This is a genomic window from Actinophytocola sp., assembly GCF_035712165.1.
Classification (GTDB): Bacteria; Actinomycetota; Actinomycetes; order Mycobacteriales; family Pseudonocardiaceae; genus DASYTH01.
Genome location: NZ_DASTBH010000208.1, coordinates 1 through 13,289 on the forward strand (window position 1 = coordinate 1; position 13,289 = coordinate 13,289).

The 13,289-nt window shown below is 71.8% G+C and carries 18 protein-coding genes; 6 read left to right on the forward strand and 12 right to left on the reverse strand.

Annotated features, from left to right (window positions below; all coding sequences use genetic code 11):
• The 3 genes from VFO68_RS11645 to VFO68_RS11655 all read right to left on the reverse strand — a co-directional run.
• Positions 1–1,188 (reverse strand): FAD-dependent monooxygenase (locus VFO68_RS11645; RefSeq protein WP_325158242.1); only part of this gene is annotated, 1,188 nt, incomplete at its 3' end.
• An 89-nt stretch (positions 1,189–1,277) separates the two neighbouring features.
• Positions 1,278–2,033: an ABC transporter permease gene (locus VFO68_RS11650; RefSeq protein WP_325158243.1), complete on the reverse strand. Its 756-nt coding sequence runs from the start codon at positions 2,031–2,033 to the stop codon at positions 1,278–1,280.
• Between the two features lie 41 nt (positions 2,034–2,074).
• The gene (locus VFO68_RS11655) at positions 2,075–3,061 is read right to left on the reverse strand and encodes an ATP-binding cassette domain-containing protein (RefSeq protein ID WP_325158244.1); all 987 of its coding nucleotides are present in this window, start codon (positions 3,059–3,061) and stop codon (positions 2,075–2,077) included.
• Positions 3,062–3,118: 57 nt separating this feature from the next.
• Between VFO68_RS11655 and VFO68_RS11660 the strand changes: the two genes are divergently transcribed.
• Together VFO68_RS11660 and VFO68_RS11665 are read left to right on the forward strand one after the other, a co-directional pair.
• On the forward strand, positions 3,119–3,463 hold the full coding sequence (locus VFO68_RS11660; protein WP_325158245.1) for a PadR family transcriptional regulator: 345 nt from the start codon (positions 3,119–3,121) through the stop codon (positions 3,461–3,463).
• Complete coding sequence (locus tag VFO68_RS11665) at positions 3,445–4,014, forward strand: hypothetical protein (RefSeq protein ID WP_325158246.1); 570 nt, start codon at positions 3,445–3,447, stop codon at positions 4,012–4,014. The genes VFO68_RS11660 and VFO68_RS11665 overlap by 19 nt, the downstream gene beginning before the upstream one ends.
• A gap of 118 nt (positions 4,015–4,132) precedes the next feature.
• On the opposite strand, the gene VFO68_RS11670 is transcribed toward VFO68_RS11665, so the two are convergent.
• Genes VFO68_RS11670 through VFO68_RS11680 form a run of 3 tightly spaced genes read right to left on the reverse strand, consistent with a single transcriptional unit; the run spans position 4,133 to position 5,858 of the window.
• Complete coding sequence (locus tag VFO68_RS11670) at positions 4,133–4,765, reverse strand: isoprenylcysteine carboxylmethyltransferase family protein (protein ID WP_325158247.1); 633 nt, start codon at positions 4,763–4,765, stop codon at positions 4,133–4,135.
• Positions 4,765–5,526 (reverse strand): cation transporter, encoded by a 762-nt coding sequence (locus VFO68_RS11675; protein WP_325158248.1) that lies wholly within the window; start codon positions 5,524–5,526, stop codon positions 4,765–4,767. Before VFO68_RS11675 ends, VFO68_RS11670 begins: the two co-directional genes overlap by 1 nt.
• The gene (locus VFO68_RS11680; RefSeq protein WP_325158249.1) at positions 5,526–5,858 is read right to left on the reverse strand and encodes a metalloregulator ArsR/SmtB family transcription factor; all 333 of its coding nucleotides are present in this window, start codon (positions 5,856–5,858) and stop codon (positions 5,526–5,528) included. Before VFO68_RS11680 ends, VFO68_RS11675 begins: the two co-directional genes overlap by 1 nt.
• Positions 5,859–5,998: 140 nt before the next feature.
• Between VFO68_RS11680 and VFO68_RS11685 the strand changes: the two genes are divergently transcribed.
• The gene (locus VFO68_RS11685) at positions 5,999–6,634 is read left to right on the forward strand and encodes a class I SAM-dependent methyltransferase (RefSeq protein WP_325158250.1); all 636 of its coding nucleotides are present in this window, start codon (positions 5,999–6,001) and stop codon (positions 6,632–6,634) included.
• Between the two features lie 107 nt (positions 6,635–6,741).
• Here the strand turns inward: VFO68_RS11685 and VFO68_RS11690 are convergent, their stop codons facing one another.
• From VFO68_RS11690 to VFO68_RS11705, 4 genes are read right to left on the reverse strand one after another with little or no spacing between them, the layout of a single operon-like run.
• Entirely contained in the window at positions 6,742–7,074 is a 333-nt protein-coding gene (locus VFO68_RS11690) for a YnfA family protein (RefSeq protein WP_414635488.1), read from the reverse strand.
• A 49-nt stretch (positions 7,075–7,123) separates the two neighbouring features.
• Positions 7,124–7,411, reverse strand: coding sequence for a hypothetical protein (locus tag VFO68_RS11695; protein ID WP_325158251.1), 288 nt, complete (start codon positions 7,409–7,411; stop codon positions 7,124–7,126).
• On the reverse strand, positions 7,408–7,674 hold the full coding sequence (locus tag VFO68_RS11700) for a MerR family DNA-binding transcriptional regulator (RefSeq protein ID WP_325158252.1): 267 nt from the start codon (positions 7,672–7,674) through the stop codon (positions 7,408–7,410). Before VFO68_RS11700 ends, VFO68_RS11695 begins: the two co-directional genes overlap by 4 nt.
• Positions 7,675–7,709: 35 nt before the next feature.
• Positions 7,710–8,162: a hypothetical protein gene (locus VFO68_RS11705; RefSeq protein ID WP_325158253.1), complete on the reverse strand. Its 453-nt coding sequence runs from the start codon at positions 8,160–8,162 to the stop codon at positions 7,710–7,712.
• An 87-nt stretch (positions 8,163–8,249) separates the two neighbouring features.
• Here VFO68_RS11705 and VFO68_RS11710 point away from each other — a divergent pair, with 87 nt between their 5' ends.
• A complete protein-coding gene (locus tag VFO68_RS11710) occupies positions 8,250–8,624 on the forward strand; it encodes a MerR family transcriptional regulator (RefSeq protein ID WP_325158254.1) in 375 nt (124 codons plus the stop codon).
• 48 nt (positions 8,625–8,672) lie between these two features.
• Here VFO68_RS11710 and VFO68_RS11715 read toward each other — a convergent pair whose 3' ends face one another.
• Positions 8,673–9,953 (reverse strand): acyl-CoA dehydrogenase family protein, encoded by a 1,281-nt coding sequence (locus VFO68_RS11715; RefSeq protein ID WP_325158255.1) that lies wholly within the window; start codon positions 9,951–9,953, stop codon positions 8,673–8,675.
• 147 nt (positions 9,954–10,100) lie between these two features.
• Between VFO68_RS11715 and VFO68_RS11720 the strand changes: the two genes are divergently transcribed.
• Both VFO68_RS11720 and VFO68_RS11725 read left to right on the forward strand, forming a co-directional pair.
• Positions 10,101–11,162: a MoxR family ATPase gene (locus tag VFO68_RS11720; RefSeq protein WP_325158256.1), complete on the forward strand. Its 1,062-nt coding sequence runs from the start codon at positions 10,101–10,103 to the stop codon at positions 11,160–11,162.
• A complete protein-coding gene (locus tag VFO68_RS11725) occupies positions 11,162–12,937 on the forward strand; it encodes a DUF2201 family putative metallopeptidase (RefSeq protein WP_325158257.1) in 1,776 nt (591 codons plus the stop codon). Before VFO68_RS11720 ends, VFO68_RS11725 begins: the two co-directional genes overlap by 1 nt.
• Before the next feature lies 1 nt (position 12,938).
• Here the strand turns inward: VFO68_RS11725 and VFO68_RS11730 are convergent, their stop codons facing one another.
• Positions 12,939–13,229 carry a hypothetical protein gene (locus VFO68_RS11730; RefSeq protein WP_414635489.1) on the reverse strand — a complete coding sequence of 97 codons (291 nt, stop codon included), beginning with the start codon at positions 13,227–13,229 and terminating at the stop codon, positions 12,939–12,941.
• Between the last annotated feature and the right edge of the window lie 60 nt (positions 13,230–13,289).

Below are 13,289 nucleotides of genomic sequence, written 5' to 3' on the forward strand. Positions count from 1 at the left end.
GACGGTGATCGCGGCGTCGGGGAGCCGGTCACCGGGTCGTGGTCCGTGGCGGGGTGGGGTGGGCCCGTCGGTGCTGAGCGGGCTGTGTCGGTAGCCGATGGCGAGTTGGGCGATGGTGCGAAACCCGATGCCGCGCAACCGGGCGAAGCGCAGGGCCAGCGGTGCGATGCGGGGGACGAGGTGGGTGCGGGCGAGTCGGATGAAGGGGTTGCGGGTGGTGGCGATGGTGAAGGCGCGGTCGCTCATCCGCCGTACCGCGCGGCCGACCGGGGCGCGCTCCAGTTCGTAGCTGTCCAGCAGTGCGGAGTTGGCGCCTCGGCTGGACAGGGCGAGTTTCCAGCCGAGGTTGACCGCGTCCTGGATGCCGGTGTTCATGCCTTGGGCGCCGGCCGGGCTGTGGATGTGCGCGGCGTCCCCGGCCAGGAAGATCCTCCCAGTCTGGTAGTGGGTGGCGCCGCGGTTGTGCAGCCGGAAGTCGGTCAACCACACCGGATCCCGCAAGCGCACCTGGCCGCCGGTCGCCCGGTCGGCGATCGCCTGCAGGTACTCGAGGGTGACTGGGGTGTCCGGGTCGGCGGGTGGGCGCATGGCCAGCATCCGAAACGGTGCGGGCGTGCGCAGGGGAAAGAAGAACAGCATCCCCGATTCGGACAGCCAGGTGTGCACCGCGTCCGGATCGAGGTCGGGGTCCAGATCGGCTAGCAGGAAGGTCTGCGGGTAGGGGTAGCCGGTGAATCCGATCCCGGCCTGGGTGCGCACGGTGCTGCAGGCGCCGTCGCAGCCCACCACGTACCGGGCGAGCACGGTCTCCTCCCGGCCGTCGTCGTGGTGGCGCAGCCGGCAGGTCACCGCCTCGCCGCCCGGGTCGAGGTCGACCAGTTCCACGCCGCGTTGCACCGCGACGTCCTGTTGGGACAGGTGCTCGCCGAGTATTCGTTCGGTTTCGGCCTGGGACAGGAACAGCAGGAACGGGTAGGCGGTGTCGGCGATCCCGATGTCGAACAGCCGCAGGGCCACCGTCCGGTTCGGGGTGTGCAGCTGTAGGTGCACCGCCGGGTTCCCCGCCGCCACGAGTGGGGAACCAAGGCCGTGCCGGGCGAGGACTTCCAGGGTGCGCGGTTGGATGGCTAGCGCCCGGGACTCGCGCACCCGATCGCGTTGCCGGTCGACGATCCGGAAACCCGACACCGAACGCGGCCAACTCGGTGGCCAGTGCCAGGCCGGTCGGGCCGGCACCCACCACCAGCACGTCGACTCGGTCGGGCTCGGTCCTCGGTTCAGGTGGCGGTGGTGCGCCGGTAGCGCAGCACCGCGGTCGGGATGGTGACGATCAGCAGGCCGACGATCCAGGCCAGCGCCTGCCAGACGTGGGTGGCGGTCGGGCCACCCAAGCACAGTGCACGCAGCGCGTCGACGGTGATGGTGATCGGGTTCCGGTTGGCGAACGCCTGCAACCAGCCGGGCATGGTGGCCACCGGCACGAAGGTGGAGCTGACGAAGATCAGCGGGATGACCGCCAGCAACCCACCGATGCCGGCGGACTCCGGATCCCGCACGACCAGACCGAGCAGGGCGAAGATCCACGAGAAGGCCACCCCGATCGCCAGAGCCAAGCCGACCGCGCCGAGCGCGGCACCGAGCCCGGCGTGGAACCGGAACCCGATCAGCGACCCGACCCCGATCATGAGGACGATGACGAACAGGTTGCGCACCGCGTCGGACACGGTGCGGCCGGCCAGCACCGCGGAGCGGGCCATCGGCAACGCCCGGAACCGGTCGATCATCCCCGACGCGAGGTCGTCGGCGATCGCCACGCCGGTCTGCGAGGCGCCGAAGGCAATGGACAGCACGAAGATGCCGGGCAGCACGTAGTCGATGTAGTGCTCGACCCCGGGTGGATGCACCGCGCCGCCCCAGGTGTAGGTGAACAGCAGCACGAACAGGATCGGCTGCACGGTGGCGAAGGCGATCAGAGTGGGTACCCGCACCAGCCGGTGCAGGTTGCGCCCGGTGATCGTGGCGATGTTGGCCACCAGCCACCCAGGTCCGGTAGTGCATTGGACTGCGGCGGTGGTCATGCCGTCCTGCCGACCAGCTCGGAGTCTGATGTGGACGGTGTGGTGCCTTGGCCGGTCAGGGTGAGGAAGACGTCGTCCAGGGTCGGGCGGCGCAGCGCCAGGTCGGCCACGCGCAGGTCGTGGGCGGCCAGCCGGGCGGCCACCTGCGGCAGGATCGCCGGTCCGTCGGCGACCGGCACCACCACCCGACCGGCGTCGGCGTCGACCATGGGTCGGCTCGAGCCCAGGCCGTCCATCGCGGCGGCCAGCGGCGCCGGATCCGCCCCCGGGATCACCTCCAGTTCCAGGCGGTCCCCACCCACGCGGGTCTTGAGCTCCTCGGCGGTGCCGGCGGCGATCACCCGGCCGGCGTCCAGCACCACGATCTGGTCGGCCAGCCAGTCGGCCTCCTCCAGATACTGCGTGGTCAACAGCAGCGTGGTGCCCCGCGCGGTCAACTCCCCCAATAGCTGCCACAACCCGCGCCGGCCGCGCGGATCCAGCCCGGTGGTCGGCTCGTCCAGAAACAGCACCCGTGGGTTGGCGACCAGGCTGGCGGCCACATCCAGGCGGCGGCGCATCCCACCCGAATAGGTGCGGGTCGTGCGGTCGGCTGCGCCGGTCAACGCGAACAGCTCCAGCAGTTCCGCGGCGCGGCGCCGGGCCGCGGACCCAGCTAAGCCGGCCAGCCGACCGATCATCCGCAGGTTCTCCCGACCGGTCAGATAGCCGTCCACCGCCGCGTACTGGCCGGACAGTCCGATGACCCGGCGCACCGCCGCCGCCTGACCCACCACATCCAGCCCGGCCACCCAGGCCCGCCCGGCATCCGGCGCCAGCAGTGTGGCCAGAATCCGCACCGCGGTGGTCTTGCCCGCCCCGTTCGGTCCCAGCAACCCCAGCACCGACCCGGCCGGCACCTCCAGATCCACCCCGGCCAGCGCCTCGACCGCGCCGAACCGTTTCACCAGGCCTTCGGCCACGATCGCCGCCCGCTCACCCATCCCGGACTCCCCATAGCTAGGTTTACTACCTATCCACGAGGGGTAGCATACCTACCTATGAAGGCCGAGGCGCAAGCATTGAAGGGGCACCTGGACGTCCTGCTGCTGGCCACGCTGCAGGACGGACCCCGGCACGGCTACGCCATCAAGGAAGCGCTGCGGGACGGCAGCGGTGGCCGGTTCGACCTGCCCACCGGCACCGTCTACCCGGCACTGCACCGGCTCGCTGCGGCCGGCCTGATCACCGGCTCCTGGTCCACCGTGGACGGCCGGCGGCGCCGAAGCTACCGGCTCACCGCCAAAGGCGAACGCAAGCTGGCCGCCGACCGCGGCAACTGGCGGGAATTCGCCACCGCCGTCACCGCCGTGCTGGAGCGCAGGCCATGGCCGGCCACGCCCTGATCGAGGCCCACCTCGCCACGCTCGCCGGCCGCCTGCCCGCCGGCGCGGTCGACGAACTGGCCGAGGGCCTGACCGAGACCTACCAACACCACCTGGCCCGCGGCCTGGACCCGAACTCGGCAGCCGCGACGGCGGTCGCCGAGTTCGGTGACACCAACCAGATCCTGACCGCGTTCACCCGCCAGGCACCCGGACGCCGCACCGCCCTCGCCCTGCTGGCCACCGGACCGGTCTTCGCCGCCTGCTGGGGCCCGTCACTGATCATGAGCCAAGCCTGGAGGTGGCCGATCCCGATCGCCACCGAGGTCGCGTTCGGACTCGCGTTGCTCGGCATCGTCGCGATCCTGGCCCTCGCGGCGACCAGCCGGCACGACTACGGCCGGACCCGGCTCGCCGCAGCCGGCGGGATCGGACTCATCGTGCTCGACGCGGCGATGCTGGCCGCCGTGCTGCTGGCCGCACCCACCCTGGTGTGGCCGATGGCCCTGGCGATTCCGGCCAGCCTGGCCCGGATTGCCTGCACCGCCCGATCCGTGCCGCGCGTGCTGTGACCTTGCGACACCACGACGACCTCAGGCGTGGTTCCCGTGCCATCCGCCGCATCTCAAGCCGCGGGGGGAGTCGTGGTGACGGTGCAGATCCTGTGTCGCTGCTGCGGTTGCCGTGCGGTCAGGTGGTGTGCGCCTGTGTTGTCGCGTGTGGATGGCGGCGGCCGATGCGCGGCAGGAAACGGCCGGCTCGGTGGGTGTAGGCGGTGTAGGCGCTGCCTTGGGTTCGGGTGAGGTAGGGCTCTTCCACGGCGCGGACCTGGATCTGGATGCCGGCGATGAGGCAGGCCAGGCCGAGGAGTTGCGGCCAGCTGGGCACCATGGCGGTCAGGCCCACCGTTGCGGTGATCATGGCGCTGAAGATCGGGTTGCGGACGCGGGCGAACGGCCCGTCGGTGACCAACTCGGTCCGCTCGGTGGGGTCGACGCCGACGCGCCAGGAGGCGCCCATGGCCTGCTGCGCGGTGAGCACACCGGCAAACCCGGCCAGAGCCAGCACCAGCCCCGCCACGGCGATGGCCGGGTGATCAAACAGCGCGATCGGCCGGGTCACGTGGGTGGCGGCGAGGAGCGGTGCGAGGGCGCCGAGCAGCAACGCAGCGGCCATGAGCAGCCACGCCCACCATTCGACGGTGCCGAACGTGGGGCGCAGCCGGTGTCCGGTGTCGCCGGTTTCGCGGTAGTGCAGGTAGGTACGCAGCCCGCCCACCGTCGCGATCCCGAGCAGGTAGAGCGCGAACGCCACCCAGGCCATCACGACCTGCCTCGCTGGTCGTGATGGTGGTCGAGTTGGCTTGTCGGTGCCGGGCAGCAGGTGCAGCCCGGCCCGCACCCGCACCCCTCGGAGGCCGGGTCGGGCGCGTTGGGCAGGACCGGCATCGCGCAGCAGGCCTCGCCGCGCCAGGCGTCGCGGCCTTCCTTGAGCGCGATCGCGGCGATGACCAGGGCGGCCAGCGGGTCGGCCCAGGACCAGCCGAACAGGCTGTTCAGGCCGAGCCCGATCAGCAGCACCGCGGACAGGTAGGTGCACAGCAGGGTTTGCTTGGAGTCGGCCACTGCCGAGGCCGAGCCCAGTTCGCGGCCGGCGCGCCGCTGCGCGGCGGACAGCACGGGCATCACCATGAGGCTGACCGCGGCCAGGATCAACCCGACGGTGGAGTGCTCGGCCTCGGCCGCACCGAGCAGGGTGCGGATCGATTCGATGGTGATGTAGGCGGCCAGGACGAAGAACGACACCGCGATGATCCGCAGTGTGGGCTTCTCCCGCGCCTGCCGAACGGCGTGCTCACGGGCGGAGAACTGCCAGGCGACTGCGGCGGCCGAGGACACCTCGATCACCGAGTCCAGGCCGAACCCGATCAATGCGGTGGAGGAGGCGATGGTGCCGGCGGTGATCGCCACGATGGCTTCGATGACGTTGTAGGTGATGGTCGCGGCGACCAGCCACCGCACTCGCCGGGCCAGTACCGACCGCCGCGCCGGCGACGCGGTCACCTGGATCGGGGCGGCGGCCATCAGCAGCACCCCTCGGTCTGTGCCGTGGGGCACGCCTGGGGGTCGACGGTCAAGACGAGGCCGAGCAGGTCGCCCAGCGCATGGGCCAGCTTCGGCTCGGCCAACTCGTAGCGGGTCCGGCGACCCTCGGGGACCGCGACGACCAGCCCGCAGCCGCGCAGGCAGGCCAGATGGTTGGACAGGTTGGTGCGCGTCACAGCGAGGGTGTCGGCCAGCACGGCCGGGTACGCCGGGCCATCGCGCAGCGCGAGCAGGATCCGGGCGCGGGTCGGATCGGATAGGGCGTGGCCGAACCGGGCCAGCACCTCGGCATGGGTCGCAACTCTCAACACATCCACGACAGTACATCCGATGCTGAACTCAGGGAAGGCTGAACTATGAGGATCGGGGTGGGATCCGGGTTCGCCCCGATGCGGCGCGCGGGCAGGCCGGTGTTGGCTGGGCAGCGAGGCGAACAGGCGGGGTGAGTGGCATGGCGCAGACATCGCAACGGACTGCCCGGTGGCAGCGGTACTGGGATCGCAAGTCACGCAGCTACGACAAGGAGATGCGGTTCTGGGACCGCCGGCTGTTCGGCGACGCCCGCCCCTGGGCGTGCGGGCAGGCGGCCGGCGAGGTGCTCGAGGTCGCCGTCGGGACCGGGCTGAACCTGCCGTTCTACCCCGACGACGTCACACTGACCGGTGTTGATCTCAGCGACCGGATGCTCGACCTCGCCCGGGCCCGCGCCGCCGACCTCGGCCGCGAGGTCAGCTTGCAGCACGGCGACGCGCACGCGCTGGTGTTCGCCGATGCCTGCTTTGACACCGTGGTGTGCACCTTCGGGCTGTGCGCCATCCCCGACATCGACGCCGCCATCGATGAGATGGTGCGGGTGCTGCGGCCCGGCGGGCGGCTGATCCTGGTCGACCACATCGCCAGCTCCAGCCGCGCGATCCGCGGCGTGCAGCGGCTGCTGGAACTGGTCACCGCACCGCTGGCCGGCGAGCACTTCCTGCGCCGCCCGCTGCACCACATCCACACCCGCGGCCTAGAAATCGAGCAGCGCCAGCGGTTCAAACTCGGCCTGGTGGAACGGCTCGTCGCCCGCAAACCCCGCACGACCTGATCCGGGACAGGACGGACGCCTGTCCGCCGGCTGCAGCTGCCCCCCAGACCCGAACGTGGTACGCGACACCGCGCGGCGACCCGGTCATTCGTCTGTAGACCGAGGGTTCACCGGCGTGGTGCGTACATGATGACCGCGACGCCGAGCAGGCACAGGCCGGCGCCGAGGTAGTCCCACCGGTCGGGCCGGAACTTGTCCACCAGTACGCCCCAGGCCAGGGAGCCGGCGACGAAGATCCCGCCGTAGGCGGCCAGGATCCGGCCGAAGTGCGGGTCGGGTTGGAAGGTGGCGACGAACCCGTAGGCGCCCAGCGCGAGCATGCCCGCGGCGATCCAGAGCAGGCCGCGGTCCTCCCGCCAGCCCTGCCAGATCAGCCAGGCGCCGCAGATCTCGGCCAGCGCGGCCAGGATGAACAGCAGCACGGACCGGACCACGGTCATGATCGGGACCGTACCGCGTTGGTCGTCCCAGCCCGGGCTGCCGGGTGGGTCACCGTGGTGCTGGCCGGGTCGGCTCGGGCATGCCCAGCTCGACGATCCGGTCCGGGACCCGGCAGGCCCGCCGGCGCCGGCGCCGCAGCCACAACCCGCCGGCCCCGGCGAAGGCGAGGGCGGCGAGGGCGATCGAGACCACCTCGACCACGCCGACCACGGCGGCCAGCGACCCCGCCACCCCGACTCCGCCGAGCAGGGCGATCAGCGGCACCGCGCAACACACCCCGCAGGCCAGCGCCGCCGCGATCCCGGTCCGCTTCCACCACCGGTCCGCCCGGGTCATCGGAGGGCCCCGGACATCGGGCGGGTCAGCGGCACCGACACCGGCCCGGGCGGTGTGGCGGCGACACATCCGCAGCCCGGCCCGCACACCGCCACCAGGGCTGGTGTACCCAACTCCTCGTGCACGCGGGTCAGGTGCGCGGTGAACGCGGTCAGCTCGGCGCACACGCCCTGTTCCAACAGCCCGGCCTGCTCGTAGAACCGCAACGTCGAGGCCGGGACACCGGTGCGCCGGGCCAGCTCCGAGATCCGACAGGTGCTCATGGCGCCGACGCTAAACCTCCGACCCGACTCGAAGGTCAACCCCCAACCCGATCGCCGGTGGGCTGGACCCGGTGCACGGTGCCGGCGGCGTCGGTGGCGAAGACCACCCCGCGCTCGGCCAGGCGGTCGGACAGGTCGTCGAGGGACGAGACCAGGGTGTCGGGCAGGGCGTAGTACTCCTCCAGGATGGCCCGGGCCGCCGCGTTGTCACTCACGGCGGCGTCGTAGCGCACCTCCTCGCCGTCGGTGGTGATGTCGAAGGCGAAGAACGCGCAGCAGGCCTTCTCCCGCGCGGCCAGGTCCCGCAGCCACGCCTCGATGCCGGGCTCGGCGCGGAACCGGAACCGGATCCCCGCCGCGGTGCGGTCCCGGCCGAGAAACGCGTGGTGGGTGAACAGCCGCCGGTACTCGGCCAACCGCTCGGCCTCGGTGTCCGGGGCGGTGGTCAGGTCGCACACGATCGGCGTGGACGCGTCCGGGATCTGCATGGTCGGGCTCCTTGTCACGTGGTCTTGCGTGCCGTTCGACCCGACTCTAGAGTCTGGACCAGGGTCCAGAGTCAAGAGGTGACGTGGATGAAGATCGGACAGGTCGCCCAGCAGGCCGGGGTCAGCGTCGACACCGTCCGCTTCTACGAACGGCGCGGCGTGCTCCCCGCCGCCGGCCGCAGACCCTCCGGGTACCGGGTGTTCGATGAGTCCACAGTGGACCGCATCCGCACCGCGAAAGCCCTTCAGGACATGGGTTTCACCCTCGACGAGGTCATCGACGCCCTGCACGCCCACGACACCGGCGGCGCCACCTGCGACAGCGAACGCTGGCGCCTGGAGGCCGTGATCGACCGCATCGACACCAAGATCGCCGACCTGCGCCGCGTCCGCCGCCACGCCCAGGACATCCTCCGCGACTGCCGAACCGGCCGCTGCCGGCTCAACCTCCAACCCGGCTGATCACCACCGCTGACCCGACTACTCTCCTGCCGGCCCGCAACCGTTCGGTCAGCGGGGGGCGTTCCGGCCCGAAGCGTCCTTCGATTCACGGGTGAACCCGAACAGGTGCTGCGCGACGCGGCGGAGCTGGATTTCCTCGCTGCCTTCGGTGATCCGGTAGCGGCGGTGGTGGCGGTAGATGTGCTCGAACGGTTTGTGCCGGCTGTAGCCGAGTCCGCCGTGCACCTGCATCGCGCGGTCGGCGGCCTCGCAGACGAACCGGTTGGCGCGGTAGTTGCACATGGAGACTTCGGCCGAGAGCCGCGTGGTCCCGCTGAGGCCGTCCGGCTCCTCGTCGAGATGGGCGGCCGTGTCACGGATCAGCGCACGCAGCATGGCGGCCTCGGTGTGCAGCTCGGCGAGTGGCCACTGGATGGCCTGACGGGTGGCCAGCGGCTGGCCGAACGTGACGCGCTCGCGGGCGTAGCGCACCGCCTCGGCCACGCAGTACGCGCCGGCGCCGAGGCTGGCGGCGGCCTGGCGGATGCGGTTCTCGTGCACGAAGTGCTGGGCGAGCTCGAGACCGCGGTCCACCTCGCCCACGACGGCCGAGCCCGGTACCCGCACGTCGGCCAGCCGGACCTCCGCGTGATCGGACGGCATGTTGAACGTCCACCACACGAACGGCACCTCGAAACCGGGAGCATCGGTCGGCACCAGGAACGCCGTGATACCCACGGCGTCGCCGGGTGAGCCGGAGGTTCGGGCGAACACGAGATCATGAGTGGCGCCAGGAAGTCCGGTGTTCCAGCGTTTGGCGCCATTGATCACCCAGTCCGCCCCGGAACGGGTCGCGCCTGTCTGCATCCAGGTGGCGTCGCTGCCGTGGTCGGGCTCGCTGAGCGCGAACGCGATGGGCCGGCGCCCGGTGATCGCGTCCTCGATGTGTTCGGCGCGCTGCTCCGGCGTGCCGAACCGGTGCAGCAGCGCGACGACCGGGAAGTTGCCGACGACCGACGACTCGTCCTGCAGGTCGTTGTGCAGGCCGAGTCCCTTGGCGGCGAGGTGTTCCCGGATGATCGTCATGGCCAGGTTCGAACCGCCGCGTCCGCCCAGTTCCGCGGGCAACGCGTACCGCAGGAAGCCGGCTCGGTCGGCCATGTCCCGGGCCCGCGCGAGCAGCGCCCGCCACTCCGCCCTCGGCACCCCGCCGGCCTCGAAGTCGGTTCTGGCCCACTCCCGCCGATGGTCGAAGAACCGGGCGTTGTCGTCCTCGTCCTGCAGCGGAACGATCTCCGCGGCGATGAACCCGTCCAGCTCGGCGAGGAAGCCGGCGACGTCGTCGGTCACGCTGGTCAGAGTATCGGCGCCGATGACGGATGGGACGAACGTCACCGGCGATATTCGGCGGTGCCGACGTCCGCCACCTGGCATTATCGAGTGCTCGGGCCAGGTCGAGGCGGAAGGTGAGTCGCGGTAGTGCAGGGTGTGGTGACGGTGACCCCGGCGCAGCTGCCGGAGGTGTTGCTCCGGGTCGCCGTGGTGCGTCCGGTGCACATCTGGGGGCCGCCGGGGATCGGGAAGTCCACTCTGGTCGGTGACTTCGCGGCCGAGGTCGGCTTGGACTGCGTGTCGCTGCTCGGCACCCAGCTGGCGCCGGAGGACATCTCCGGCGTGCCGCAGATCGTGCTGGGCGCGGACGGCGTGGCCCGGTCCCGGTTCGCTCCCCCCGAGATGATCGCCCGCACCGATCCGTTCGTGCTGTTCCTGGACGAGCTGAACGGGAGCTCGGCCGAGGTGCAGAAGGCGTTCTACCAGATCGTGTTGGACCGGCGGATCGGCGCTTACGAGCTGCCCAGGTCGACCATCGTGATCGCGGCCGGGAACCGGGCGACCGACCAGGCGGTGGTGCGGCCGATGAGCTCGGCACTTGCCAACCGGTTCGTGCACCTCCACCTGGCCGCGAACGCCCGCGACTGGCTGGCCTGGGCCGGGCCGGCCGGCATCCACCCGTGGGTGTACGACTATCTCGGCAACCGGCCGGACCAGCTGTGGGTGGCGCCACCGAAGACCGAGGAGCCGTTCTCCACGCCGCGTTCCTGGCACGCGCTGTCCGACGCGCTGCACTCCTGGGGTCCGGACGTGTCCGAGGACCAGGTGCGGATGCTGGCCCACGGCTGTGTGAGCCCGGCCCACGCGGCGTCGTTCGCGGCGTTCGTGCGGACCCGGCTGCATGCCTACGACCTGGAGCCGATCCTCAAGGGCGACGCGGGCTGGCCGACCGCCGCCGGCGACCGGGACATCCTGTACTTCCTGGCGATGAGCCTGCGGGCCCGGTTGATCAAGGAGCTGCCGGCGGAGCGCCGCGGCGCTCCGGCGTCGGCGGTGCGGCTGGCGCACCGGGGCAAGGACCTGATCACCTCGCTGGCCGAGCTGTCGCTGGAGTACGCGCAGCTGGTGGTGGCCGGTGACGACGAGGGCAACGCGCTGCTGCCGACCTGGTTCCTCACCGAGGTGGTGCGCGACCTGCCGCGCCTGGTCGCCGCGCGCAGCGCCTGATGGCCGGCCGGCGCAAGGAGGATCCGGCCGCCAAGGCGGTGCTGGACGGGTGGGAGCTGGTGCGCGGGCATCCGCTGTTCGCGCCGCTGGCCGTCGAGCCGGCGCCGGTCCGGGAGGACGACGGGATCGTGCCGCACGACGGCTGGGCCGTCGTGGACAGCAACGGAGTGGTGCGCGTCTCGCCCGGGCGGCGCGGCCAGCCGGGCGAATGGGCCTGGGTCTTCGCGCATCTGCTGCTGCACCTGGGCATGGAGCATCACAAGGGCCCTGCCGACCTGGCCCGGCAGAGCGCCTGCGACGCGGTGGTGCACCGGTTCCTGGCCACGCTGCGGTTCGGCAGCTGCCCGATCCCGCACCCGGCGGGGTTTCCGGCCGGGGACGAGATCACGCTGGCCGGGCGCTGGCGGGAGACGGGCGTGCCGCCCGGGTGGATCGGGTGCGGCGTGGCGGGTTCCGGGCCGTGCGTGACCCGTGCGGACCGGCCCGCCTGGGGCACTCCGATCGACTTCGCCGAACGGTTCGCCGCCGGGCTGACCGCGGCGGTCACGGCCGCGGTCGACGTGGCCGGGGGCGCGCGGGAGACCATGACCAGTGCCGCCGTGCGCCAGCCGCCCTGGATGCTGGCCAGGTCCTGGTTCATCGCCTCCTATCCGCTGCTGGCCGCGGTGGTCAGCACACTGACGGTGGTCGCGGACGCCGAGCTGGCGCGGGGGTGGGACATCGCGATCGCCGCCGTCTCGGCCACCGCGGGTGAGCTGTACGTCAACCCGCACGCCCAGCTCAGCGCGGACGAGTGGCGGTTCGTCATCGCGCATGAGGCGCTGCACGCCGCACTCGCCCACCACGCCCGGGTCGGCGGCCGGGACCCCGTGCTGTTCAACATCGCGTGCGACTTCGTGATCAACGGTTGGCTGGTGGAGATGGGGGTCGGCTCGCTCCCGGACGGCGGGCTGCACGACCCGCGCTTCACCGGCCAGTCGGCCGAGGAGGCCTACGACCTCATCGCCCGCGAGGCCCGCCGGTACCGCAAGCTCGCCACGCTGCGCGGCCGATCCGGCGGCGACCTGCTGGCCGAAGGGCTACCCCGCCGAGTCGACCCGGTGGCCGGGGTCGACCTGGACGGACTGCTGCGCCGCGGCCTGCTCGCCGGGTTGGACCTGCACATCGCCGCCGGTCGCGGCACCCTGCCCGCCGCGCTCGTGCAGGAGATCCGGGCGCTGGCCCACCCGCCGATCGCGTGGGACATCGCGCTGGCCCGCTGGTTCGACGAGCACTTCCCCGCCCTGGACCGCATCCGCAGCTACAGCCGGCTGTCCCGGCGGTCGGCCGCCACCCCCGACATCCCCCGGCCGGGGCACCGGCTGCCCGAGGAACCGGTGATCCGCCGCACTTTCGGTGTGGTGCTGGACACCTCCTGGTCGATGCCCACGGAACTGGTCGGCAAGGCACTCGGCGCGATCGCCTCCTACGCCGCCGCGCGCGACGTGCCCGCCGCCCGGGTCGTGTTCTGCGACGCCGCCCCGTACGACGCCGGCTACCTCTCCCCGGACGACATCGCCGGCCGGGTCCGGATCAAGGGCCGTGGCGGCACCGTGCTGCAACCCGCCATCGATCTCCTTGCCCGCGCCAAGGACTTTCCGGCCGACGGACCGGTCCTGATCATCACCGACGGCGCCTGCGACCCGCTGCGGGTGCGCCGCGAACACGCCTATCTCATTCCCGGGGGTGCGAGCCTGCCGTTCACCGCCAGGGGCCCGGTGTTCCGGATCACCTGAACTACCGCCGCGAGGTCGGGTGGCGGCGGTCCCGGGCGGACCAGCAGCCCTGGTGCCAGTGCCGCCGGTCGGCGACGGTTCCGGTCTCGGTGGCCGGCCATGCCACCAGGTGTGCGACCCCGGGCCGGATCTCGTGGTCACAGCCCGGGCAGCGGTACACCTTGCTCGCCCACTGCCCCGCTACCCGCTGCACGATCCACTCGCCGTCGGCGGCGGACTCCAGCCGGCGCGAGCTCATCCCCCCGGCCGTCGGCCTGGGCTCGGCACGGATGGCTCGGTTACGGCGCGGCACGACACACCACGATATTCGACTGATGAGTTCTCGCCGCCGTACCCGTCATACCTACGACGG